Origin of the sequence: Rothia sp. HMSC068E02, assembly GCF_001813565.1 — a bacterium.
In the GTDB taxonomy this organism is placed as follows: domain Bacteria; phylum Actinomycetota; class Actinomycetes; order Actinomycetales; family Micrococcaceae; genus Rothia.
Map to the genome: position 1 here is coordinate 41,111 of NZ_KV812862.1, position 24,249 is coordinate 65,359.

The 24,249-nt window shown below is 59.3% G+C and carries 17 protein-coding genes; 3 read left to right on the forward strand and 14 right to left on the reverse strand.

Annotated features, from left to right (window positions below; all coding sequences use genetic code 11):
- Positions 1-348: 348 nt before the first annotated feature.
- The 13 genes from HMPREF2919_RS00175 to HMPREF2919_RS00235 form a co-directional block, all read right to left on the reverse strand.
- Positions 349-654 carry a hypothetical protein gene (locus HMPREF2919_RS00175; RefSeq protein WP_070665595.1) on the reverse strand — a complete coding sequence of 102 codons (306 nt, stop codon included), beginning with the start codon at positions 652-654 and terminating at the stop codon, positions 349-351.
- Entirely contained in the window at positions 635-2,080 is a 1,446-nt protein-coding gene (locus HMPREF2919_RS00180; RefSeq protein ID WP_070633640.1) for a hypothetical protein, read from the reverse strand. The genes HMPREF2919_RS00175 and HMPREF2919_RS00180 overlap by 20 nt, the downstream gene beginning before the upstream one ends.
- On the reverse strand, positions 2,077-2,796 hold the full coding sequence (locus HMPREF2919_RS00185) for an ABC transporter ATP-binding protein (RefSeq protein ID WP_083308716.1): 720 nt from the start codon (positions 2,794-2,796) through the stop codon (positions 2,077-2,079). The genes HMPREF2919_RS00180 and HMPREF2919_RS00185 overlap by 4 nt, the downstream gene beginning before the upstream one ends.
- Before the next feature lie 391 nt (positions 2,797-3,187).
- Positions 3,188-4,534: a glycosyl hydrolase family 28-related protein gene (locus HMPREF2919_RS00190; RefSeq protein ID WP_070665598.1), complete on the reverse strand. Its 1,347-nt coding sequence runs from the start codon at positions 4,532-4,534 to the stop codon at positions 3,188-3,190.
- A 589-nt stretch (positions 4,535-5,123) separates the two neighbouring features.
- On the reverse strand, positions 5,124-6,122 hold the full coding sequence (locus HMPREF2919_RS00195; protein ID WP_371325814.1) for a bile acid:sodium symporter family protein: 999 nt from the start codon (positions 6,120-6,122) through the stop codon (positions 5,124-5,126).
- A 227-nt stretch (positions 6,123-6,349) separates the two neighbouring features.
- Positions 6,350-7,993 carry a M48 family metallopeptidase gene (locus tag HMPREF2919_RS00200; RefSeq protein ID WP_049352713.1) on the reverse strand — a complete coding sequence of 548 codons (1,644 nt, stop codon included), beginning with the start codon at positions 7,991-7,993 and terminating at the stop codon, positions 6,350-6,352.
- Between the two features lie 275 nt (positions 7,994-8,268).
- Positions 8,269-9,405, reverse strand: coding sequence for an acetate/propionate family kinase (locus HMPREF2919_RS00205; RefSeq protein ID WP_049352711.1), 1,137 nt, complete (start codon positions 9,403-9,405; stop codon positions 8,269-8,271).
- 273 nt (positions 9,406-9,678) lie between these two features.
- Complete coding sequence (locus HMPREF2919_RS00210) at positions 9,679-12,531, reverse strand: hypothetical protein (RefSeq protein WP_246824031.1); 2,853 nt, start codon at positions 12,529-12,531, stop codon at positions 9,679-9,681.
- Between the two features lie 393 nt (positions 12,532-12,924).
- Positions 12,925-14,205, reverse strand: a complete 1,281-nt coding sequence (locus tag HMPREF2919_RS00215; RefSeq protein ID WP_049349870.1) for a Fic family protein — start codon at positions 14,203-14,205, stop codon at positions 12,925-12,927.
- Between the two features lie 146 nt (positions 14,206-14,351).
- On the reverse strand, positions 14,352-15,440 hold the full coding sequence (locus tag HMPREF2919_RS00220) for a diacylglycerol/lipid kinase family protein (protein WP_070665604.1): 1,089 nt from the start codon (positions 15,438-15,440) through the stop codon (positions 14,352-14,354).
- Positions 15,441-15,688: 248 nt separating this feature from the next.
- A complete protein-coding gene (gene serS / locus HMPREF2919_RS00225) occupies positions 15,689-16,996 on the reverse strand; it encodes a serine--tRNA ligase (protein WP_049337800.1) in 1,308 nt (435 codons plus the stop codon).
- 126 nt (positions 16,997-17,122) lie between these two features.
- The gene (gene pheA / locus HMPREF2919_RS00230; protein WP_070665606.1) at positions 17,123-18,070 is read right to left on the reverse strand and encodes a prephenate dehydratase; all 948 of its coding nucleotides are present in this window, start codon (positions 18,068-18,070) and stop codon (positions 17,123-17,125) included.
- A gap of 191 nt (positions 18,071-18,261) precedes the next feature.
- A complete protein-coding gene (locus HMPREF2919_RS00235; RefSeq protein ID WP_070665608.1) occupies positions 18,262-19,149 on the reverse strand; it encodes a spermidine synthase in 888 nt (295 codons plus the stop codon).
- A gap of 92 nt (positions 19,150-19,241) precedes the next feature.
- Here HMPREF2919_RS00235 and HMPREF2919_RS00240 point away from each other — a divergent pair, with 92 nt between their 5' ends.
- Both HMPREF2919_RS00240 and pta read left to right on the forward strand, forming a co-directional pair.
- A complete protein-coding gene (locus HMPREF2919_RS00240; protein WP_070634674.1) occupies positions 19,242-19,865 on the forward strand; it encodes a GNAT family N-acetyltransferase in 624 nt (207 codons plus the stop codon).
- 194 nt (positions 19,866-20,059) lie between these two features.
- The gene (gene pta / locus HMPREF2919_RS00245; RefSeq protein ID WP_070593238.1) at positions 20,060-22,150 is read left to right on the forward strand and encodes a phosphate acetyltransferase; all 2,091 of its coding nucleotides are present in this window, start codon (positions 20,060-20,062) and stop codon (positions 22,148-22,150) included.
- Between the two features lie 150 nt (positions 22,151-22,300).
- On the opposite strand, the gene HMPREF2919_RS00250 is transcribed toward pta, so the two are convergent.
- Complete coding sequence (locus HMPREF2919_RS00250) at positions 22,301-22,750, reverse strand: hypothetical protein (RefSeq protein ID WP_070665611.1); 450 nt, start codon at positions 22,748-22,750, stop codon at positions 22,301-22,303.
- A 325-nt stretch (positions 22,751-23,075) separates the two neighbouring features.
- Between HMPREF2919_RS00250 and HMPREF2919_RS00255 the strand changes: the two genes are divergently transcribed.
- A complete protein-coding gene (locus tag HMPREF2919_RS00255; protein WP_070665614.1) occupies positions 23,076-24,158 on the forward strand; it encodes an HNH endonuclease in 1,083 nt (360 codons plus the stop codon).
- Positions 24,159-24,249 lie beyond the last annotated feature (91 nt).

Consider the following 24,249-nt stretch of genomic DNA (forward strand, 5'->3'; position numbering starts at 1 on the left):
GATGGATACCGCGTTCGGTGCTGAAGGCGGCGTGGTGAGTGAATTGAGTGAATACGGCAGTATGCGGTGAATACGGTGCTGCGTGGGTGCAGTGTTGAGTTTGTGTGGTGCGGTGTGTTGGGCGCATTTCTGCGGGTGTGTTGGCGTGTGCGAGTCTGTGCACCGGCAGACCTGCCTTCTGCTCAAGGGTACCGCATTGGGCGTGTGGAGGCGATGACCGGGCACTGTGATGCCTGCTCCCCTACCCCGTTTTTCTACAGTTTTTCGGCCGTTTTGGGTGCGGGTTAAACGCCGAGGGGCGGGGAGTAATCCCCGCCCCTCAAACGTTATTGCTGGTCCTGTAGCGGGTTATTTTTCAGACTGAGCACGGCGTGCCGACGGTCGGTTATACGCCACAACCACAGCAAAGATAAAGAGAGTCAAGAGAATGAGCGTCACTACGACAGGTGCAGGATTTACCATGCTCATTTGCATGCGAACTCCCCCGCCCGGGAGTGCAATTGACTCCAAGAGCATCGCGCCAAAGAACGCCTCTCCCATAGGACTATTCTCGCCCAAGCTAAAGAGCGTATAGATGGTACTTCCGGCGACTACCAATACGGTGACTACTGCAGCAGTAGCAAGCGAATAAATACTATAGGTGAACCATTTCATGGCGCACTCCTTTTTCATTACGGGAAATTCCCAAGACACTAAAGAACACGGCGAATCCAAGAAGCACCGCAATGATGGTCACGTTAACCTCCGTTGGGAGCCCAAACATATTCAGGCCCAAAGCAAAAGTTGCCACCACCGAGAGCAGAAGAATCACACCAATAACCACAGAGAATGGATTTCCCTTTTCAGGCGGGAAGATAATACCCACAAGATTAGTCATGACGATAGATACCAGCCCAAACCCAAAAACGGTCAGGATATCTGATAGCTGACCTCCTTGCGCTAGATAAACTGTTCCAAGAACTGCACCTAGCGCAAGCATGATAGTTGCCTGCGAACCGATCAGCTGAAGGTAAAACACACCTGCCGATTGGCGGAACGGAGTAAGGCGACGCAGGGGTTCAGAAGATGCATACGCGTAGATTCCCAAGAAAGCCGGGAGCATAATGTACGCCGGAGGCGCATTCCAGCTCTTCCAAGGAATTGCGAAAGCTGCCACCACAGCAGATACCAGCACAAACTGGTTCTCGAAGCTACGGAACTGCATCAGCACCAAAGCGCCAAATCGCGTGTTAGCAAGGCTTCCAGGCAGAGCAAGGAAGTAGCTCCTGAGCGGAGTGTAGTCCTTCGGCGCAATTGCTATAGCTAGAGCTAGTAGCAGTCCACATACTCCTAGCAAGGCGAGTACAGCACCCGCTGCTCCTAGCGGCCCTCCGATAGCTTCCTCAATACGGAGAAACGCCAGCTGTGGCACCCATGGGGCCGTATCTTCGAGCAAACGAATCCGCATGTATTCGATGCTCTGGTCGCGCATCAGGCTAAATGCAACAGCCATAAGACCTGCAAGAAGAGCAGGAATCACAAGACCGCGCAAACGTGCCATTCCCACGAGGGCAAGGAGTTGCTCTACTCCCAAATGAATTACTAGCAGAATCAGGTAAGTAACAAGAGCCGGTGACACAACACCAAAGAGGAAGAGCTCCGCAGCTTTCCACCCCACGACAATGCTACAAGCAATAGCCAGCGCACTTGAAAGAGCAATAGTAGCTGTTCCGACAAGAAGCATCTCGAATACAACACTCGCAATCAGACGTTCTTTATTGGTCGCGGGAAGAGTGTACGTAAGTTCTGTTAGCTCATCTGCTTTCAGGAATAGGATTCGCACAATTGTGTAAAATGCGGCAACCCAAAAAATAGATGAGATACCCATTCCTTCCAGAATCGGCGCTATTATTTCCGGGTTATTAAATGTTTGCCTAACAACGCTGATACTCAGCAGAACATATCCTGCGTATAGCGCTAAGACACCAAAAAATGCGCCGTAACGAATTGGTCGATTTGCCAGAACTCCCCTTCCTAAAACACGGCGGCGCAGGAAGAGGAAATAGAAGTGAACGAGCTGATATACCGCGCTGAACCTCATAGGTCCCCCTCGATTTCATCCACAGTTTTTCGGACCATAGCATCGAGAGTTCCATAGCGCTCTAGAAGAACGTCGGTAGCGTCATCCTCGAGCGCTACGCCGCGGTGGAGGAAGGTAACACGGTCTGCGCACCTTTCTAGAAGCGTGAAATCATGGCTACACAGCAGGATTCCGCACCCTTCATCGCGTAATGTGCGCATATCTCGTTCAAAGGTGTAAATTGCATCGATGTCGATTCCGTTAAGCGTCTCATCAATGAGAGTAAGCGGTCGACGCAATAGCAACGCTGCAATGAGCTGAGTTTTCTTGCGCATGCCGTGGGAGTAGTCTTCCATCAGATCATGCTGTCGACCTGTCATCTGGTAACGCTTAAAGTACTCCGCCACAGCATTCTCATCCACTTTCTCCTTGTACAGAGAGTGGATAAAACGCAGGTACTCCATACCGGTCAGGAATTCCGGTAGATAGTCGTTACTTGCCAGGTACATCAAGGAGGTGCGAGCAGCAAGGCTCTGGTGCTCATGACCGCTGATCTGAATATCACCCTTCTTGGAGTGCAGGAGGTTACTTATCAGTTTCATGAGCGTGGATTTTCCAGAGCCGTTAGGTCCAATCAATCCATGAATTTCTCCGGAAGAAACTTGGAGATGAACGTCGGTGAGGGCGGGTTTCCCAGCCCCGTACGCGTAGGTAATATCGTGCGCGTCAAGAAGCATATATGTCACACCCTTCATCGTGTGTTAACTAGAAACTATTGGTGATTGCCAAGTTATGCCTGAGCGCTCAATGCGCCTGCGGTCATGCAATCAACGATGCTCGCACGGAACCTAAACAGTGGATACTGCCAACATTTTTACTGCTTCAGACCGTGTTGCCTTCCGTGACCAGTCCAAATACAGATAAGTCCAGTCTGGTTGTACGCCAGGCTGGGCTCATGCACTTAAGTGTAATATATTTGAGTGTGTATCACGACACTATCTAACTAAAAAATTTTCTCATGAGGTGTTTAAACGCCGAGGGGCGGGGATTACTCCCCGCCCCTCAGGCGTATACGTTTTAAGATTTTGTGATCACGAGCCTCAGCTCGCAGAGCCTAACCCTTGAGGGTTAGCCCATGAACACGCCGTTGCCGCGCTTCTCCAGCTGCTTCGGCGCGAAGGTTGCGTGGCGGATGTGGTCCACCTCGATGAGCACATTATCGCCCATAGCGCCGGTCACGTGAACGCGGCGGCCAACCATGTTGTTATCACCAATACGGTCATCCTTCGCGGACGCAGTCGTAATGTGCATATCGCGAATGTTGTTCTCAATGTAGAAGCCGTACAGGGAAGCCTTCGCCCAGCTGTAAGGGTTGTGCGAGCGAGGAGCCACGAAGCGGCTACCGCGTGCGTTACGGCCAATGTACCAGTTCGCTGCCTCGTCGCCTCGAGCAGCGCCGGTAACAGCATCCTGGAAGCTGGAGGACTCGCCCAGGCAGCCAATGAACTGGTTGTTGCCCCACTCCACGAGCCAGCCGTGACCGGCGTTCTCCTGGGCGGTGCAGCCAATGAACATGTTGCGGGTGCCCTGAATGAACCAGCCTGCACCCACGTGGCGGGTCTTCACTTCGTACAGGGCGTTCTTACCCTGGTTACGCTTGTTGAACCAGCTGGTGGACGCCTCGAACTTGGACTGAGAAGTGTAAATCTCGATGCCCGCGTAGGTGCCGAAGCTCATGTTTGCGTCAGAAACGTCAATCATGGAGAACTTGTTATCTGCCGCACCGGGGGTGTCACCCTCACGGGGGCGCAGCGGGTGGCCGACGGGCTTACCGACCAGCAGGCCCTGACGCAGGGTCTGACGGATGCGCAGCTTGTCAATCTTCATGCCCTGGTCGTCCAGGCCCAGGATCGCAACGCCAATGGCGGTGTCCCAGATTTCGATGTTGGACAGGGTGGGCACTGCGTCCGGCTCACCGGGGTTAGCGTCCGCAATGCGGGTGTGGAAGATGACGCCTGCAACGTTGTCGACGGGCTGGGTGTGCTTCTCCAGGAAAATCTGGTTGCTCTTGGAGTCCAGCGGCAGGTTGTACTTGTTGGTGCGGATGAACAGGTCACGCACGCCCATACGCATGGGCTTGTTCTGGTTGGTGCCACCGCTCATGGGGGTGGTGTAGCTACCGGTGTGGAAAACGCCGGTGCATTCGTAGCTACCGTTCTTGGTGGAGGGAATACCCTTGTCGGTGAAAGCGACGATTCGGGTTGCCTGACCGTGGCCGAAGATCTCGACGCGGTGCTTCATTTCGATGAAGGGGTAGGAGACGCGGTACATGCCGCCGGGAATCTCCACAGAGCCGCCGCCCTGCGCAGCAACATCATCGATAGCCTTCTGGATAGCACTAGTGGAGTCTCGTACGCCGGTGGGGTCAGCGTTGTACTTGGAATCGCATACGTTCACGCTCATGATGGTAGCCATGGAGTGTCCTCTTTCTTGGCGGATACAGACAGCGATTAGCGCATAGATAGAATCTAAGCGCGTCATTAAGCTGAGTGTATCCAGTTGTGTTTGAGTGAATAAATGGTTTTGAGCTTCCTTCCGGTTGAGGGAGTGAGTCTCTTCCGGTGTGGGATGCGGGCGGGGAGTGAATCCGCTGCATCAATGCTCGTGGGCGGTGTGAGGGAGTGAATCTCAACCATTCCCACATGAGTCATAAATTCTTGCATACAGGATGCAAATCTGTCTAACCCATCGACAAAATATTCTAGGGCAAAATTGGGGCTTTTTCGCCGCTCAACACCCGATAGTGTTGATTGTCTCGCCGGTCACTTTGATGCAATAGAGTGCACATAACCCACAGAAAACCAACTGACCAGTACAAATACCATATTTTGCACACAAATGCACTAGTCAGAGAGTTTTTCGATGAATGCGCGCTATATCACTTCATAGACAGGTCATCCAGTCCCAAAGAACCCATTAAAACCCCTCATCAGAGGCTTATCTCACAGGCTCAGAGGCCCCCAATAGCACCCGCCGAGCACCCCGGCAGATAGGGTTCAAGCCCCTACTGAACTTCCTTCGCGGAGGCGGCACCCACCACATCCAAGCGCGCATAGCGGCCCGCAAGCCAGGTACAAATCATCAACTGAACCTGATGGAAAATCATGATTGGCAGCATCATCAGACCCAGCGAGCCCGCACCAAAAATAATGATCGCCATCGGCAGGCCAGCCGCCAGCGACTTCTTCGAACCGCAGAACTGAATCGTAATGCGGTCGGCACGGTTGAACCCCAGGCGCTTAGCCAGCTGGTCGGTCAGCCACAGCATGAACACCACAATAATCGCCATGAGCACAACCAGCAGCACAATCTGCCACCACGCCACGCGCGTCCACACACCCTGCACCACCGAGGCAGAGAACGCCGAATACACAATCATCATGACCGAGAACTTATCCAACCACTTGGTGGTCGGCTTCTTGGCGAACTCCCCCACCCAGCGGCGCGTCAGCTGACCGAGCACAAACGGCAGGAACAGCTGAATGGCAATGTCCAGGAAGACCGTTCCGGAGAACTCAATATGGCCCGTGTTCATCAGCATCATGGCGAGCAGCGGGGTCGCCACCACACCCACAATCGAAGAGAGCGAGGCGCTCACAATCGCCGCCGCCACGTTACCGCCGGCAATCGAGGTGAACGCAATCGACGCCTGCACGGTCGAGGGCACAAAGGTCAAGAACAGAATGCCCATGTACAACCCATCACCGAGCACAAGACGTAGCGGTGAAAGCGCCAAACCGACCAGGGGGAACAGCACGAACGTGCAGCTCAGAATCATCAGGTGCAGACGCCAGTGGGTCAGGCCGCGAATAGCCTCCGCGGTGGAGAGGCGAGCGCCGTACAGGTAGAACAGCAGGGCGACCGCGAACTTCGTTCCGGTGCTGAACCATTCGGCGAAGTCGCCGCGCGCCGGCACAATAATTGCGAGGATGACCGCGCTAATGAGCATGGTCAGCAGCGGGTCGAGTTTGATGGAGCGAAGTGATGAAAGCATGCTGTCCATTCTAGACCTGCGCCTATGTGAAGGTGCCGGGGTGCCGGGTACATCTCAGCTACAGGGCGGGGCGGAGGTGAAGGTTACGGGCGGCTGTAGCAACCTACTGCGAGCCTGTGAGGAGGCGGTTAACAACCGAACCCACCGGAGCGCCTAGGCACCCCGACGGGTTCGTGAAGGTTATTGAGCTGTGCGGCCCAGATGAGGCGCTTAGAGAGCGCCCGGGCGGCTACTAGCTACTTCTTATCGCCGTCGAAGCCATAACCGTACGAGCCACCCTCAGAGGAGCCGCTACCGTACTGGCCGTAACCGTACTGCTCAGGAGCAGACTGGCCATTAGAAGACTGTCCGTTAGGCTGACCATTAGAGGACTGCTCAGGGGCGGGCTGGCCTGCACCGTTCTGGGCCGCACCATTCTGACCTGCGGCAGGCTGACCGAAGCCGGGCTGCTGACCGTAGGCAGGCTGATTAGGTGCGGGCTGACCCGGTGCGGGCATCTGCGGGCCACCGGGAGCACCCGGTGCCGGCACGCCACCGGCGGCAGCGTACGCATCCCAACGCTGACCGTGGAAGGCACGAGCCTGCTCGGTGAGCCAGCCAGCAAACAGCGTAGAGTTCGCATCAAACTCGGGGGCGTTCTCGGGCTTGGAGTACACATCCACGGTTTCCAGGGTGTGGTCAGCCCAAACATCCTGGTGTTCACGCATGAACTCGGTGGACTGAATCGGGTCGGGCCACATGTGCACCGGCTCCGCCGCCGGAATCAGGACAGGAACGCGCGGTGCGGCGTCCTTGACCGGGTTCTCAGTCGGGCGCCAGAACAGGCGGCCGGGCTGGGTGCGGTCACGCAGCGCATGCGCACGCCAGGTGAGGATGGGGTGGCTTGCCAGGAGGTTCACGTACCAGACGGCAAGGCCGCGGTCGGTGACGGCACGGTCGGCAAGCTCATCGAAGTTGACCTGCTTGTTCAGGTACTTACCTGCCGCAAGCACCTTGACAGCACCCTCAGCACCCTCGGGGCAGAAGCGGTAGCCGAAGTTGTCGGCGGTGTACTCCTGCGAGCGGGACAGCGCACTCGACAGCACCGGAATCTGGTTGAACAGCGTGGTGAAAATCAGACGGAAATAACCGACGTGACCTGCGGCGATGTGGCCCACCTCGTGGCCAATGATGAAGCGCAGCGCCTGCGGGTCACGGGACTTACCGCCGATCTCGAACAGGTCAGAGTACAGGCAGATGTAGCGGCGGAAGCCGTGACCTGCCGCGAAAGCGTTCATCACGCCGTTACCGAGGATGACGTACGCATCCGGCACGCGGCGCAGGCCTGCCGCCTCAGCTGCTTCGGCGAGCATCTGGTACGCCTCAGGGAACTGGGTCGGGGTGATGCGCACACCGCGAACACGCTGCTGCGCGTAGTAGATTGCACGAACAATGAAGATGGCAATCGGGCCCAGGATGAGCAGACCAACCGTCTGGAAAATCAGGTCTTCCAGGCTTGCGGAGGTGCTACCGGAAGGTACTCGAACCGAGCCTTCACCGGTTGAGCTGAAGACGTAACGCATCATCGAGCTGAACAGGTCAGCCAGCGCCATGAACAGCACAATGTAGCCGACCGCGGTGACCGCGTAGGCGGCGACCAGCCACGGAATTTCGGAGGGGTGACGCAGCGCGTGCAGCACCTTCGGCGGCAGCATCGACTGGTAGGCGAAGAGCTTCGGCTGGGGCAGGGGACTGACCGGCTTCTGGCGCTCGTCTTCGGGGAGCCAGCCGGCGGAGAGGTCCTGCGGGAGGGGCTCACCGGGGGCGTGGAATGCCTGCTGGCCGGGCTGGGCGTTGAACTGTCCGCCGGGCTGCTGGTGGTTTTCAGGGGGTTGAGTCATGTCTCGTCCGCTTCGTATCGAGTGTTATCTGATTCCACTCTATCGTTTTTGGGCACTTACTAGTGAATGTGAATGCGCTTTTTCTCATAGAATGCCCATTCGCGACGCTACGGTACGCCACGGCATCGGAATACACAGCGCCGGGGCACACAGCGCAGAGACCCCGGGGCGCACCGCCTTGCGGGCATAAGAAATCCGCCGCGACACCCATACGGAATGGGTACCACGGCGGATTACTTTACGCTGAGCCGCCTACACGGCGGGGTGCGTGGGGCTTAGAGGCTCTTGACGAGTTCCTCGGTAGCCTCAGCGATAGCCTTCTCCTCGTTGGTGGGGATGACCAGCACCTTGATAGCGGAATCCTCGGTGGAAATCACGCGCGGCTCGGGGGAACGCTTAGCGTTCTCCTCCTCGTTGTACTTGATACCGAGAGCACCGAGGCGGTCCAGGACCAGCTTGCGGAAGTCGCCGGAGTTCTCACCGATACCAGCGGTGAAGATCAGCGCCTGCGCGCCGCCAACAACCAGGTTGTAGCCGCCAATGTACTTCATCAGGCGGTAGGAGGTCATGTCCAGTGCGAGCTGTGCACGCTCGTCGCCGGACTGTGCAGCCTCAACGACCTTACGCATGTCGTTGGAGCCAGCCAGTGCGAGCAGACCGGACTCCTTGTTCAGGATGGTGTCCAGGCGTTCACCGTCAATGCCTTCACGGGACAGGATGGTGGTCAGTGCCGAGGGGTCAATGTCGCCGGAGCGGGTACCCATGATCAGGCCAGCCAGCGGGGTGTAGCCCATGGAGGTGTCGACGGACTTGCCGCCCTTCACAGCGGTCACGGACGCGCCGTTACCGAGGTGAGCAACGATGCCGTTGAACTCGTCGCGTGCAATGCCGAGCATGTCAGCTGCAACGTGGGAGACGTACTCGTGGCTGGTGCCGTGGAAGCCGTAGCGGCGGATGCTGTACTTGTCAGCCAGGTCGTAGGGGATTGCGTAGCGCCATGCTTCTTCGGGCATGGTGGAGTGGAACGCGGTGTCGAAGATTGCAACCTGCGGCAGGGAGGGCCACTTGTGCATTGCTGCGCGCATGCCCTGAGCGTGTGCGGGGTTGTGCAGCGGTGCCAGCGGGGAGAGGTCGTCGATCTGCTGGACAACTTCCTCGGTGAGCAGGGCGGGGTGGGTGAACTTCTCTGCACCCTGCACCACGCGGTGGCCGACTGCCTGCAGCTCACGGCCTGCCAGGACGGGCTCGAGCTTCTCGGACATGATGTCGAATGCGACCTCGTGGTTGGGCACGTCGGTGCCGATGTTTTCGACGAGGCCGGAGGTCAGCATCTGCTCTGCCTCGGGCAGGGAGGTGTCACGCACCTGGTACTTCAGGGAGGAAGAACCGGCGTTCACAACGAGAATAAGCATGAAAGTATCTTCTTTCGTAGTTTTCTTTTCTGCTCCATTCTCGCACTTTTCGAGCCTGCGTGCGAGACGGCCCCGACCGCGTTTTTAACGGGGGTTTTTGTCGCGGGCAGTATCGGGGCATTATCGGGGGCAGGAGGGGCGGGTGTGCACAGTGTGGCGCCGTACTCGTTCAGAACTGCCACCGACGAATCGGTCCAGGCTATAGGTTTGGCCCTATAGATTCGCATTTCGTCCTCGATAGTTCTTGGAGAAAAACGTAGTACTTGGGTCAGCTCACGCATCTAAATTCACCACTTCTTTGAAACGATCAAGGTTAGAGCGCGAGTGAAGGACAATCACAACCTGCTTGTCACTGCCCTCGATAGCGCACGCCATCGATTCGAGCTCAGTGCGCTCCTCTGACGGAGTGAGACTCTTCAAGGTCTCATCAAGCAACACAAGCCGGGCAGCGCCTTCACGTAACACGGAACGCGCAAGCATGAGCCCGCTCGAATTCGATGCTTCAGATGCGAACGGATCGATATCTGGTACGATTACCACTTCGCCTTGGGGATACCGGCGGTATAGAGCATCAAGCATGACGGACTTCCCCGCGCCAGTTGGTCCAATCAAGGCAACCATAGAACACCCAGAGTCAAGAACGCTCTCAAGCAGAGCCAGGTCAGCAGACCGCACGGGCGGATAAGAACGGTCGGCCCGGTACTCTTCAAGCATCCGAACACGCTCCGCAGTCAAGCTGACTACACCAACCTGTTGCAGCGTCTCCACCGTAGATTGGATGCCAGATGACAGAGTTACTGCAAAATATATTACGACCGCGGGAGCAACCACTGAGTTCGATCCTTCGACCATCAGTGCCAATACCGCTGCAGAAACATTCAGTGACAACACAAGCAACTGAATGAGTCCCGTACGCAGTGCGTAGGCGTTCGCCAACTGAATCGAGCTGCTGACGTATGCAGCCTCCGAATGAGCGTAGGCTTCTTCTCCAGCCCGACGCAGCCCTGCACTGACGGGCGCAGCGTGTAAGCCAGCCTGGGCACCAACCACCCCGATGAAGTCACCTCGGCGATTGGCAGCCGTCGTCGAGGCAGGGAGAATCCACTTTGAACCCTGACGCATAGCAAGCATCGCTAGGGGTGCTACCGCCAACACAACGATTATGAACAGCGGGGCGCCAGCCACTGCGCCTCCGATGAGCATAAAGGTCTGTAGAATGACCATAAATACCGAACCCAGGGCGCTAGGCACCGACATCTGAAGGTCGGAGAAGTCTTCACCCATCCGCCCCATGACCGCACCGCTTGTTCTAGGACTAGCGAATCGATCGAGCCTCCGTATAATCCGGTCGTGCAAATCGCTCAGCCTAGCGATGGGAGCCCAGTAGAGCGGGCCAAAGAACATGACGGACCCAACAATTGCTGCCAGTGCGCAAGCAGCTGACACTCCAGCAACCTGAGCAGACAGCCCATCACTGTGAGCAATCGTCAATGCAAAAGCAACTTCGGATCCGCTCAAGAGTAGGGCGCCACACGTAATCCACACCAAATGCGGTCCAAACAACAACAGGGCCGATCGTCGGAATGTGGCACGCTTCGGCTCAGGGTCAGGAAGGTCCTGTCCCTCGCTCACATCCGTCGAACCAGCATCTGCCTCCTTAGCTGCCCCGGGGCTATGAGCCTGCAACTCAAGAGGGTCTACCCTCGCATCATTGCCGGAGGTGAAGGCACTCGGTACGTACTCCTCCGAGCTTGCCAGAAGTGTGCACGTTGGCACGCACTCTAAGATCCTCTCGGCAACCACTTCTCGTGTTACAGGATCAAGCGCTGCGAACGTATCGTCCAAAATTAGCCAGTCCGGTTTGTCTGCCAAAACGATAGCGACAGCAGCACGGTGTCTCTCTCCTGACGACAAGGTTGTTGCGTCTTGCCAGAACCGCCCGATCACATCCTCAGTGAGCCCCATACCTAAAGCGAGGCTAGTGAACCGGGATACCTGATGTGGCGAAGCAGAAGCTCGCCACGCTGACAACACCGAATGGGACACTTCCGGGTTGCGTGGTACGAAAGCAGAATCGGGGGTGGTCACGGATGTGCGCAATGCTTCAGCGCGCTCAGACGTAGATGCAAGCACCTCTCTAGAATTTGAAGGCTGCCCCACCAAGTCCTGCTGTTTAACCGTGCAATTTGGAGACGACTCGAGCTTGTCGAGCTCACGCATCATTGGCACAGCGAGCCGAATAACCCGATAGTTTACGATGTTGTTCTGCACCGCTGCGTACAGGTAGCGGGCAGCCAAAATAATTCCAACACCGAAATGAGCGGATGGCCAGAACCACGCGCCGAGAACCGCAACCACAGCGAGCACCGCAGTTAGTGCTCCCCGTTCAAGGAATCCATTCAGGACCTGCAACGGGACCCGTCTGCGCAGAAGCTGCTCTTCGGTGTTTCGGATGCTAGCGACCTTGTCCAGGGCGGTACCCCAGCTGGGGATGCTTCGCCCTCGAGGCAACGCGTTTGCTACACGCTGGATCCACTGCCTACGCTCTCCCTCTAGAGCGACGTACTGTTCCCATAGTCGGCCCACCAAGTTGATGAGACGGACGCTGACGAATACCAATCCAGTGATGAGCAACGTAGCGATGGCGCCGCTTGCACCATATAGCGCGAGCGAAGCCGCGAGAAAGGCAATAATCTGAACGGTTGAAACGGCGAAATCAACAACGAAGGCAAACTGGCTGATCTGTCCTGGGTATGTGAGAACATGCCCGTGAGCTTCCGGCGGATGGGATGACCTACTAAAGATGTCCCGGAAACGGCGGTATGTGAGCTGTCGAACCGCGATCGTGAGAATAAGCTCTTGGCGTTCCTTCACCCAGTACCCTAGGCTTTCAGCCAGGAAAGCGAAGATGAGTAACCAAATAGCACTGCCTGGGGTCCTCTCACCTGACGTTACCTGGCCGATACCTGCCGTAATCATCAGAGCCCCTGCAACATTCAGTAGGCCAGCGGTGAAGACGGTGAAACTCGTGCTCGTTGGCGCGAATACCAAAGCAAGCCAGCGGATCCGTCTCGGCAGGTTCCGCGCTATCCTTTGATAGCGTACATACAAGTGCTCGATGGGCATGTCTCTCAGATGCAGGCTAGGAGCGCTCTGTGCTTCGCCCCGTCGCTTGTGATTAATCACCATTACATTTCCAGTCATTCGGTATTCGAGTTCAGGTGTACGGCCTCGTTAAACCGCAAAATAGATATCCAGAATACTTTCTGGTGTTCTGAGTGGTGGAAGCACCCGGAAGCATTATGTCGCCTGACCCTAATGTAGCAGACATGGGATGAATCACACGGCGACTACAGGAGCCTTACACAATGGTGGCGTGAGCAGATGGATTACCACATACCGATACTTATGTCTGCAACCGGCCCGTTCCGCTACTGCAAAGATGGATTCCACGATTCTGCCAGTTATAGGCGGGATACATTCTGGTGCGGCCCCTCCCCTGCTTCTTATGCTCGCGGGCTATTCTTCGTCGTCATCAACGGCGGGCAGGCCCAGCAGGGCGGTTCCCGCCTCGGTGAGGGACCAGCGCATCGTGCGGCCAGCCTTCACACCCTCAACAAACCCAAGCCCCTGCAGCAGTTTGAGCCTATCGCGCAGAGTCGGCGCCGTAACCCCCAGCGCCTCCTGCAACTCGCTCGAAGTGGGGGCGACTGGCGCACGGAAAATCTGCACCTGCCCCAGCAGGTACAGCAGCCGCAGAACATCATCAAACTTCTTCGAAGTCAGCCCGGGGGTGCCACCCGTCCAGGTGCGGTTGCCCTCCAGCTCAGCGATACGCCTGCCAAGGGCACGCCACGCACGGTCGCGTGACTCCAGTTCGTCTACCAGGTGCTCCTGAGCCTGCTCGATCAGCCCCAGAAAAACATGCAGAAAACCGGTCACCTCACCGTAGTTGAGGGGTTCTTCCGCCGCGCTAAACGCCTTGTAGTAGCGGCTCTTCTGAATGTTGAGCGTGCTCGGCAGGGTGAGGGTCGTCAGCCGGGTGAGCGTCTGCCCCAGGTGGGCTACCAGCAGGTACCTGCCCAGGCGGCCGTTGCCGTCGTAGAAAGGGTGCGTGTACTCCACCATGAAATGCGTGGCGATTGCGGAGAATAGCGCCGGCACGTTCGGGTTGAGGGCGTGGTTGAGCGCCGCCTGCACGTTGGCGATGATGGTTGCTTCACTGTCGGGGGCGCGGTGAATTTCGCGGGTGTTGTCGTGAATAACCACGGGTTTGGTGCGGAATAGAGCCCCGTCTGGGCGGTCTTCTTCCGCGAGGTGCCCTTCGAGTAGCGTGTCGTAGAGGCTGCGCACCTGCTCAACCGTGGAGGGTGGGCGGCCTGCCCCCAGGTCTTTGAGGAGGTTCACGAATTCGACGGCGCGCTTAGCGCGGGGGTCCTCGCTGTCGCCGGAGGTGAGCGCCTCAGAGATGAGCTGGCGTGTGGTGTGCACACCTTCGATACGGTCGGACGCCACGATGCTGCGTACTGCCAGGTCGAGTAGGTAGCTTTGCATGGCGATGCTGGGCAGTTGGGAGCTCAGCTGTTCGATGTGCCGTTCACGGCGCATGATGCGTTCGAAGGATGCGAGCGCGGTGCGGTCTGCCAGGTAGAACAGGGGGTGCTCCCCTACCGTGAATTCGTTGAGGAGGTAGGTGGAGTGGCCGTTGCGGCGTGCCTGCAGTTCGGTTTGTGCGGCGGCTTTGCCGCGTTCGTGGAAGATGCTTTTGAGGGTGCGGTACCTTGTGCCGGTGGTGTTCACCTGTGCCCTCCTTGATGGTGTAAAAAATCGCGGTTTTTTTCATTATCCTCCTGATTTTCAGGAAATAGTGAAAAAATCCGCGATTTCTTTCATAATCCATGTCATATATAGACGATTTGGGGTGCTCCCCCCTTTCGCCACCCCGGCTAGAGCACCTCGGGGTGGACCGCCACCTCCACGGCGGCAGGTAGCACGCGCGCACTAATGCGATACGCTGACGGCGCCGGGTCGCCATCCACCTCAACCGGCTGCGCACCCTCCGGGAACTCCAGCACCACCTCGGACCCCACCAGGTGGCGAATCACCGGTAGCTCAATGCGCGGCGAACCCAGAATCGTACGGCGCGTAACCTTCGCCATCAGCAGGCCCCACTCCACCAGGTCACGCGGGGACGCCACAATCACCTCAAGCTTGCCGTCGTGCACATCCGTCATATCCGCCAGGCGAATACCGCCCTGCAGGCGACCGCAATTCGCAACCAGCACCGAACGCATGGGCAGGATGCGGGGCTCCCCACCGTCCACGCTGATGCGCACCGGATGCGACCTGCCCAGCATATGCTTCATGCCGGACTGCACATACGCCACCCAGCCGAACTTCGCCTTAATCTCCTCGTTCGTGTCGTTCATGACGAGCGCGTCGAAGCCGGCACCACTCATCACAAAGAACGTGTGTTCGGTTTCTTCGCCGGTGGTGCCCGTAGTCGTCATCTCAATCGCGTCAACGTCCTGACCCGCGCCGTTGAGCGCAATATTCACGCACGCCGCCACGTCACTCACCGGGATGTACAGGTTGCGCGCCAGCAGGTTGCCGGTGCCCATCGGCAGAATACCCAGGCGCGGCTTGGGCCCCTCGTGATGCGCCAGCGCCGCCGCCACGGCACGCACCGTGCCGTCACCACCTGCGGCAATCAGCAGGTCAACGCCCTCGGCAATCAGCTCGCGGGCGGCCTCTGAGCCGGGCTCGTCCACGCGGGTGGTGCGCACCAGCGCCTTCGGGTGGCCGTTCGCCGCGAGGATACGTTCCAGAATCTCAATAGCCACCGCAACGCCGGGCTTGCTCGGGTTGTACACCACGCCCACGCGACGACTGGGGCCGGTAGGCAGGGTCGGCAGAACGCCGAAGGGCGCACCCAGTTCGATAGCGCGTCGGCGCGCCTTCTTGCGGGCACCAGTGGCGGAGGCGGTCAGCGCCGCCGCCGCAGAAACACCAAGGAGTTTACGGTAAAGAGGCATAGTTCTTAGACTACCAGGATACGCAAAAACCCGCCCACCGTTTACGCGGTGAGCGGGTTTTTCAGCTGGTTGTGAGATTACTCAGCAGCGACTGCCGGGATAACCTCGGCGCCACCCATATACGGGCGAAGAGCCTCAGGAATCACAACAGAACCATCAGCCTGCTGGTGGGACGGAGGTGGGGGATTCCGAGCGCGCGAGGCACCAAATCCCCCGCCGGAGTGGAGACTCACTCCAGCAGGCATCCCTTATTCAGCGATAGCCGGGATGACCTCAGCGCCGCCCATGTAGGGGCGAAGAGCCTCAGGAATACGTACAGAGCCGTCAGCCTGCTGGTGAGTCTCCAGGATGGCAACCACCCAGCGAGTCGTCGCCAGGGTGCCGTTCAGGGTCGCTACGGAGCGGGTGCGGCCCTTACGCACGTTGCCTGCCTCATCCACGGTATCCGGGGTGCGCTCGCGGATGTTCAGACGGCGCGCCTGGTAGGTGGTGCAGTTCGAGGTGGAGGTCAGCTCGCGGTAGGTGCCCTGGGTGGGGACCCACGCCTCGCAGTCGAACTTGCGGGCTGCGGAGGTGCCCAGGTCGCCTGCGGCGGTGTCGATTACGCGGTATGCGAGGCCGCAGCGCTGCAGCATTTCCTCTTCGAGGGACAGCAGCTTTGCGTGCATCTCTTCTGCCTGCTCGACGGGGCAGTAGACGAACATTTCAGCCTTGTTGAACTGGTGCACGCGAATGATGCCGCGGGTGTCCTTACCTGCGGAGCCTGCCTCGCGGCGGTAGCAGGAGGACCAGCCCAGGTACTTCTTCGCACCCTTCTCAAAGTCGAGAATTTCGTCGGTGTGGTAGCCGGCGAGCGCCACCTCGGAGGTGCCGACCAGGTACAGGTCGTCGCGTTCGAGGCGGTAGATTTCGTCGTCGTGCTTGACGTTGAAGCCGGTGCCGTTCATGATTTCGGGGCGTACCAGGGTGGGGGTGGTCATCATGGTGAAGCCGTGCTCGGTTGCGAGGTCGAGCGCCATCCACATGAGTGCCTGTTCGAGGCGTGCTACCTGGCCCTTGAGGAAGTAGAAGCGTGCGCCGGAGACCTTTGCGCCGCGTGCCATGTCGATGCCGTCGACGAGTTCGCCGATTTCGAGGTGGTCGCGCGGTTCGAAGCCTTCGATGGTGAAGTCGCGGGGGGTGCCGACTTCCTTGACGACTACGTAGTCGTCTTCGCCGCCGACGGGTACGCCGTCGATGATGAGGTTTTCGATGCTGCTGATCAGTTCCTCGTATTCGGCGGTTTTCGCTTCGGAGGCTGCCTTTGCTTCGTTGACGCGGGCTGCCAGTTCCTTCGCCTGTGCGACGAGGGCGGGCTTTTCTTCCTTGGGTGCCTTTGCGACGGTCTTGCCGAAGGCGTTCTGTTCGGCGCGCAGGGTCTCGTATTCGCCGATGAGTGCGCGGCGTGCGGTGTCGGCTTCGAGGATGCGGTCGACGTGGGTTTCGTCCTTGCCGCGTGCTCGCTGGGAGGCGCGGAAGACGTCGGGGTTTTCGCGGAGGAGGTTAATATCAATCACTGTTTTATCCTACCTAATCTTGCGGTGGGTTGTGGGCGGGGTTTGCGCTGGTGGGGCGCGGGTAGGTGCGGGGGTGTCTAGCGGCGGCCGGCTGGTGGTGCCGCCGGGGTGTTGTTAGTGGTGCCGCTAGTGGCGCTGCAGCTGTGCGGGGCGGCCGTTCGGGAAGAGTGACTCGACCCATTCGTGTGCGGCGTCGAAGGAGCCGTCGGAGTGGATGGCGTCGACTTCGGTGTTTTCGTGGTCGGCGCGCGGGTAGGAGCCGAGGAATTTCAGCGTCGGGGAGACGCGGTGCAGGCCGCGCAGGGCGTCGCGCATGCGTGCCTCGTAGATGTGGCCGTCGGCGTCGATGCTGAACGAGTAGGAGCCCATGCCTTCGCCGGTGGGGCGCGATTCGATGCGGGAGAGGTTCACGCCGCGCACGGAGAACTGTTCGAGCAGTTCGAGCAGGGCGCCGGCGCGGTTGGTGGGCAGCGGCACGGTCAGGGTGGTCTTATCGGAGCCGGTCGGTTCGGGGATGTCGGCGGTGCGGGAGAGCAACACGAAGCGGGTTACGGCGTTCTTGTTGTCGCCGATGTTGTCCTGCAACACGTGCAGTTCCGGGTGGTAGTTCAGCAGCGCCGGGGAGCAGATTGCCGCATCGTAGGTGCAGCCCTCTTCGAGCAGGCCGACAGCCGCCGCGGCGGTGGAGGAGCCGGGCAGGTAGGCGGCGGTGGGCACATTCTCCTGCGCCCAGCCGCGCACCTGCGCCCAGGCGTGCGAGTGGGTGGAGATGGTCTTAACGTCTTCGATGCTGATGGGCTTTGCAGCGACCAGCACGAAGCGGATCGGTACGAGCACCTCGCGGATGATGCGTACACCCTCGCTGGCTGCGATAGCGTCCAGGGTGGCGCTCACGCCGCCCTCCACGGAGTTTTCGATGGGCACCATGGCGGCGTCCGCCTCGCCCGCGTTCAGGCGTGCGAGCGCGTCGGGCACGCTGGTGGCGGGGATCCGTTCGGCGTCGGATGCGCCGGGGACGCTCAGCAGGGCGGATTCGGTGAAGGTGCCGGAGGGGCCAAGGTAGGTGTATCGCATGCCACTATAGTAGCGTCTGCTGTGGAGGGGGCACCGAATTTGGCGATAGGTTAGTGACTTTGGCGGTAGTTAAAAGCCCCCACCAAAGTCACTAACCTATCACCGAAAAACCTAAGCCATGGCCGAAAGACCTAAGCCATGACCAGAAAACTTAAGGCCGCCACCGAAAACCCAGGCAACAGCTGAAACCGTTACCTCACGAACTGGCGTACACGCGCGGTGTCCCAGTACTGGGCGGGCACGCCTCCACCCATGAGCTCACGGGCGATAGCGGCAGCCTGCACGGAACCAGCCTCCGGCAGGGGCGCGTGGGAGCCAGCAATAATGACGTTGCCGCGGCGGCGGCCCTTCAACATTGCCGAATCCGCCACAATGCACACGTACTCGAACACCTCAAGCAGGGCGGACGCCTCGGCGCGGGCGCCGGTCAGCGCAGGCCCGTCACCGCAATTGAGGATGTACAGGCCACCGGGTGCGAGCGACTCGGCGACGGTGCGGGTGAACTCGACGGTGGTGAGCGCCTCGGGGGTGGTGTCCCCGGCGAATACGTCACGAATCAGCACGTCGCGGGATGCGGGCGCGAAGGTTGCGGTGACGGCACCCGCCTCGCCCACGCGAATCTTCACACGCGGCGCCTTGGGGATGTCGAACCAGGCGCGCACATACTCGGCGAGCTTGGCATCCAGCTCAACGACCGTGTTGCGGCTGGTCGGGTACAGGTCGGCAAAATAGCGCGCCATCGAGCACGCGCCACCACCCAGGTGGGTGATGCGCAGCTTCGCAGCGTCCAGGTGCTCCTCCACGTGCGAGGAGACGACCGCGGCAATCCAGCGCATGTACTCAAAATCCAGCTGGCGGGGCTCACCCACAATCACGTGGGAAGACTGCACACCATTAATGAGCAGCAGCCAGCCGTCAGCATGGTAGCCGTCAGGGACCAGCTCCGCCTCACCCGTAGAAATCGGGTACACGCCAGCGGCGGCACCCTGCACGGGGGTGCTCTCGGTATCGTCGATGCGGTTCTTCTGGGTCTTCTGCGTCTTTTGGCTTTTCTTCGGTGCCCTGCTCTTTTTCGCCATACCCACTAGCCTAACCGACAGCCCGCACGCCCCTAGCGTACGCACCCGCAAGGAACCGCCTCCACAGGGGCTGGCTGAGTAGACTAGAACCCATGGGATTTGTATGTCAGGGCCGCTACGCGCTCGCACCGATTGAACCGACCGACGCCGAAAAATACGTCAACCTGCAGCTGGACTGCATGGAGCAAACCTACGACCCAATCTACTTCGACGCGCTCGGAGAAAGCTTCACCGCCCGCCACCGCGCCGAACGCAACGAATACCTCGAAGACTTCCACCGCCACCTCTCCTCCCCCACCGTGCGCGGCTTCTTCGCCTATGAGGTGCCCGGCTGGACCCCCGACGGCGGGCTCTCCTGCTCCATCGGCGCACGCATCGACTGGGATAAGCCCGTCGGCCTGGCGCTCTCCCTGTGTGAGCCCTCCTCCTGGGAACTCGAACGTACCGACAACCTCCCCGAACTGCCCGCAGGCACCCGTAAACTCGTGCACCTGTACACCCTCAACCACACGCACGGCACCGGGCTCGGACAGGCACTCTACGAATCCGTCATCTACCCGGACGAAAACTCCTACCTATGGGTCATGGCAGAAAACGAACGAGCGCTCTCCTTCTACGAGCGGCTCGGCTACCGCAACGAAGGCGTGTACTTCCAAGCACGCGGCTCCTGGGCGCCCGGCCACAGCGTCCGATACACGCGCATCCTCAACCCCTAAACGGCACACCACAACAGGGAAACAGCCCACCCACATGACGCAGCGCACCGCACCCCCTGTTAGGCACCGCCCCCCACAACGCCTTAAGATAGAAGATGACATATAAGCTCGACGCACCCGCGCACAGGAGCACATACACCCCTGCGCAACCGCGGGACCCAGCGCCGAACATCGCATAGAAGGACAGTAAAACAATGACCACCGGTCTTTACCTCTCCGCTATGTCCCAGAACTCGGGCAAGTCCCTCGTAGCCCTGGGTCTAGCAGACTCCCTCATCAAGCGCGCAGACCGCGTCGGCTTCTTCCGCCCCGTATTCGACGGCGCAACCATCTCCGACGACCCCATGGCACGCCTCATCCGTGAACACTTCGGCCTGACCGAAGAGCAGGTCGGCGGCGCAGTCTCCATGACCGACGCACTCGCACTCATCGCAGAAGGCGACACCGAAGAAATCTCCGCACGCGCAGTCTCCGCCTACGAAAAGGTCGCAGCAAACAGCGACGTCGTAATCGTCGACGGCGTCTACCTGCCCGCCAACGCGCTCTCAGTCGAATTCGACCTGAACGTCCAGATTGCACGTGACCTTGGCCTGCCCGTCGTCGCAATCGTCGGCGCACAGGAAGAAACCGTCGAAGAAGCAGTCACCGCAGTCGACGTGGCACGCACCGAACTGCTCGCCTCCAAGGTAGACCTGCTCGCAATCATCGTCGGCCGTGCAGAACCCGAACTGCGCGACGAAATCGAAAAGTCCGTCAAGCGCGGCGACGCAAACCTGCCCGTCTACGTACTGCCCGAAATCCCCGAACTGAACGCACCCACCGTCGGTGAAGTTGCCGAAGCCCTCAAGCTCGACACCGAAGGCATCAAGGCAGAAGACCTCAGCCGCGACATCCACGGCATCAAGGTCGCAGCAATGAACGTCTCCAACTTCCTCAACCAGTTCGTCGACGGCGACTTCGTCATCGTCCCCGGCGACCGTGCAGACATCGTCGCAGCAACCCTCGCATCCGCACTGGCACCGACCTTCCCCGCGCCCTCCGGCGTGCTGCTCACCGGCGGCCTGGACGCGCTGCCCGGCAAGAACACCGCAGTCGGCTCCCTCATCGACAACGCGCCGTTCCCCGTGCTGTCCACCACCAAGGACACCTTCAAGTCTGCACGCGCAGTCTCCCGCGTCCGCGGCACCCTCGAAAGCGGCCACCAGCGCAAGCTCGCAGCGGCAATGGGCGGCTGGGACGAGCACGTCAACAAGGACGAACTGCTGGCACGCCTCGAAATTGAGCGCCCCGCATCCATGACCCCGCTGCGCTTCCTGCACAACCTCATCGAGACCGCACGCGCAAACCGCCGCTCCGTGGTCCTGCCCGAGGGTTACGACGTGCGTATCCTGCGTGCATCCGAAATCATTGCACGCCGCGACTTCTGCGACCTGATCCTGCTCGGCAACCCCGCCAAGATCGCAGAGATCTGCCGGGCCGAAGGTATCGAACTGCCCAGCACCATTCGTATCATCGACATCGAAAACAACGAGTACACCGAGGACTTCGCAGCAACCTACGCTGAGCTGCGTGCACACAAGGGCGTCACCATCGAGGCCGCTCGCGAGCGCATGACCGACCCCTCGTACTTCGGCACCATGCTGGTTTACAAGGGCATCGCCGACGGCATGGTTTCCGGTGCAGTGAACACCACCGCGAACACCATCCGCCCCTCGCTCGAGTTCATCAAGACCCGCCCCGGCACCAAGATCGTCTCCTCCGTCTTCCTCATGCTGATGGAAGACCGCGTTCTGGTCTACGGCGACTGCGCAGTGAACCCGAACCCCAACGCAGAGCAGCTCGCCGACATCGCGAAGGCATCCGCAGAGACTGCACGCCAGTTCGGCGTGACCCCCAAGGTTGCTATGCTGTCCTACTCGACCGGCACCTCCGGCGCTGGCGCAGACGTGGACGTTGTGCGTGAGGCAACCGAGCTCGTGCGCGCATCGAACCCCGACTTCGCGGTCGAGGGCCCGATCCAGTACGACGCTGCTTCGAACATGTCCATTGCGTCGACCAAGCTGCCCGGCAGCGAGGTCGCTGGTCAGGCTACCGTGTTCGTCTTCCCCGACCTGAACACCGGTAACAACACCTACAAGGCTGTTCAGCAGTCTTCGGGTGCTGCCGCTGTGGGCCCGGTTCTGCAGGGTCTGCGTAAGCCCGTGAACGATCTGTCGCGCGGTACCACCGTTGAGGACATCATCAACACCGTTGCGATCACCGCAATTCAGGCACAGAGCCTGTAAGGTGCACGCGGCGCTGTAGCGTGAAGGCTGCGGCGTTCCGTTGATATAGAAATCTCCCGCACTGGGCGGGGCATGCCTTGGAGGTGTGCTCCACCCGGTGCGGGAGATTTTTTGTAATTACAGGGATTTTTTTGGGGGCCGCTCCCCCGGTTAGTCTTTGCGGCGGTCGGGATATGCTCGGTCGAGGCGCACATAGTTAATCACGCCAAGACCAGCCATGCCCACGGCGGTCAGAACCGGGCCGAGGGCGGGCGGGAAGAGCCAGGTGAGCCCCGCCTCCACGGTGTAGGCGATGAGGCGGCAGATAAGGTAGGTGCACACCGCCACGAAAAGCGCGTAGGCGACGATGATGCCGACCGGGCGGGGCTCGTAGCCTTCTCGCCGGGCGCGTAGAGCGGCACCCAGGGCGTTACCCAGGTACAGGGCGAGAGCGCCGACGACGAGCGCGACGGTGAGGGCACCGTCAAGGAGCGTGCGCGGGGTCAACGGTGCGGTGCCTGCCTCATAGAAGAGGTTGAGGATGCGCACCGCGGCGTAGGCGTAGCAGAAGATGACTGCCGCGCGGATGGTGAGGGGTAGGTTAGTCCAGAAGGTTTTCATGCGGCCCCTTTCGAGGTGGAGGGCGGGCTTCTGTCTGGGTGTTACCCCAAGGATACCTAAGAACGCCGGTGTGTGATGCGAATCAATAGCGTTTTGACTGGTGCGTTCTGCGTGCGGGGCGGGTGTTTGGTGCGCCGAGTTTAATCGCCGAGAAGCCACATGTGTTTCGAAAAGCAACATGTTACGTGGCTTCTCGAAACACATGTGGCTTTTCGAGGAAGATGCAGGGCAGAATTTTTGTAATTACAGGATTCCACCACCCCTACCCCGTGAGCCGGTGACCACCCAAGCAGCGGCAAACCGCCAGGGCTGCTAGGCTGCTGCTATGGACAACAACTCAACGCCCTCACTGCCGGACCTCGTTCTCCCGTCCGTGGTGACGACCCTCAGCCTCCCGAGCAAACACGCCGCAACTGACATGCGGCTCCCCCAGGCGTGGCTGCTACGCTCCGTTCCCGATGAAGAGAACCGAAGCGCCGCCAGCGGAAAAGTCTACGACGATGCCCTGGAGTTCCGCTACGTTTACGACTCAAACGTTCCTAATGGACAAAGTATCCGAGAGGGCGACTTCGTGCTGATTCGGGATAATTCTATTCTTCTCGGGTCGGCTGTTATTCGAAAAATTGAGGTGCGCAATGCAGACAAGGTAATGACTATCTGCCCTCGTTGCGGCAACAGTAACATGTTTCTGAGAGCTGACGGTCTATGGCGCTGCGATGGAAGATGTACCAAAACTGACAAGCTGAAGCCTGAGCAGCGTCTGCATAAGAATCCGCCGCAGAAGACGGAAAAAGTTCAGCGGTTCATCGCCTACTACGGCGATACATGGACTGAGCTCATCGGCGTATTGGACAAAGATTCTTTTAAAAGGCTTTGTGAACCGGGCAAATACAACCGTCAGAACAGCATTGTTGCCCTCGATACCGCGAAAGTCCTCACCTGGCTTGAAAGCCTGAACACTTCGGGTATTCACCAGCTCAACCTGAGTGAAGCTCACGGGCTGCCTGTTAATCCTCGTGGCGGTTTTACGATGCGCACCGTCAAGGCTCGCAATGGTCAGGGGCAGTTCCGTCAGGAGCTGTTGAACCGTTTCGGAAGCATGTGTGCGTTTACGGGTGCTTGCCATACGGCGGCGCTGGATGCGGCGCACCTGTACAGCTATGCACGCGAGGGTGAGCATCGCGTGGATGAGGGTCTGCTTCTACGCAAGGATCTGCATAGGCTTTTCGACAGCGAGCTGGTGGGTGTGAGTTCTTCGCGGACTCTTCTTCTGCACCCCGGTTTGGGAAATACGCAGTATCAGTCGTTGGCGGGTGCTCGCTTGAAGGTTGAGTTACCTAACCGAGCTCTTGAGCTGTTGGATGCGCACCGCTCAAGTCTGAGCTGGCTTGATGAGGCGTTGGTTTAGGTCTGCTCTGGCTTAGGCTGCCGGGCGTGCAAAAGGAGGTGCGGTAGCTTTCGGGCTACTGCACCTCCTATGCGTCTTTACTGGTTATGTC

Bases quoted from the DNA above. Each gene is read 5' to 3' on its own strand.
- HMPREF2919_RS00175 (WP_070665595.1), bottom strand. From the start codon at position 654: ATGAAATGGTTCACCTATAGTATTTATTCGCTTGCTACTGCTGCAGTA.
- HMPREF2919_RS00180 (WP_070633640.1), bottom strand. From the start codon at position 2,080: ATGAGGTTCAGCGCGGTATATCAGCTCGTTCACTTCTATTTCCTCTTC.
- HMPREF2919_RS00185 (WP_083308716.1), bottom strand. From the start codon at position 2,796: ATGCTTCTTGACGCGCACGATATTACCTACGCGTACGGGGCTGGGAAA.
- HMPREF2919_RS00190 (WP_070665598.1), bottom strand. From the start codon at position 4,534: ATGGCTACCATCATGAGCGTGAACGTATGCGATTCCAAGTACAACGCT.
- HMPREF2919_RS00195 (WP_371325814.1), bottom strand. From the start codon at position 6,122: ATGGACAGCATGCTTTCATCACTTCGCTCCATCAAACTCGACCCGCTG.
- HMPREF2919_RS00200 (WP_049352713.1), bottom strand. From the start codon at position 7,993: ATGACTCAACCCCCTGAAAACCACCAGCAGCCCGGCGGACAGTTCAAC.
- HMPREF2919_RS00205 (WP_049352711.1), bottom strand. From the start codon at position 9,405: ATGCTTATTCTCGTTGTGAACGCCGGTTCTTCCTCCCTGAAGTACCAG.
- HMPREF2919_RS00210 (WP_246824031.1), bottom strand. From the start codon at position 12,531: ATGCCCATCGAGCACTTGTATGTACGCTATCAAAGGATAGCGCGGAAC.
- HMPREF2919_RS00220 (WP_070665604.1), bottom strand. From the start codon at position 15,440: ATGCCTCTTTACCGTAAACTCCTTGGTGTTTCTGCGGCGGCGGCGCTG.
- pheA (WP_070665606.1), bottom strand. From the start codon at position 18,070: ATGCGATACACCTACCTTGGCCCCTCCGGCACCTTCACCGAATCCGCC.
- HMPREF2919_RS00235 (WP_070665608.1), bottom strand. From the start codon at position 19,149: ATGGCGAAAAAGAGCAGGGCACCGAAGAAAAGCCAAAAGACGCAGAAG.
- HMPREF2919_RS00240 (WP_070634674.1), top strand. From the start codon at position 19,242: ATGGGATTTGTATGTCAGGGCCGCTACGCGCTCGCACCGATTGAACCG.
- pta (WP_070593238.1), top strand. From the start codon at position 20,060: ATGACCACCGGTCTTTACCTCTCCGCTATGTCCCAGAACTCGGGCAAG.
- HMPREF2919_RS00250 (WP_070665611.1), bottom strand. From the start codon at position 22,750: ATGAAAACCTTCTGGACTAACCTACCCCTCACCATCCGCGCGGCAGTC.
- HMPREF2919_RS00255 (WP_070665614.1), top strand. From the start codon at position 23,076: ATGGACAACAACTCAACGCCCTCACTGCCGGACCTCGTTCTCCCGTCC.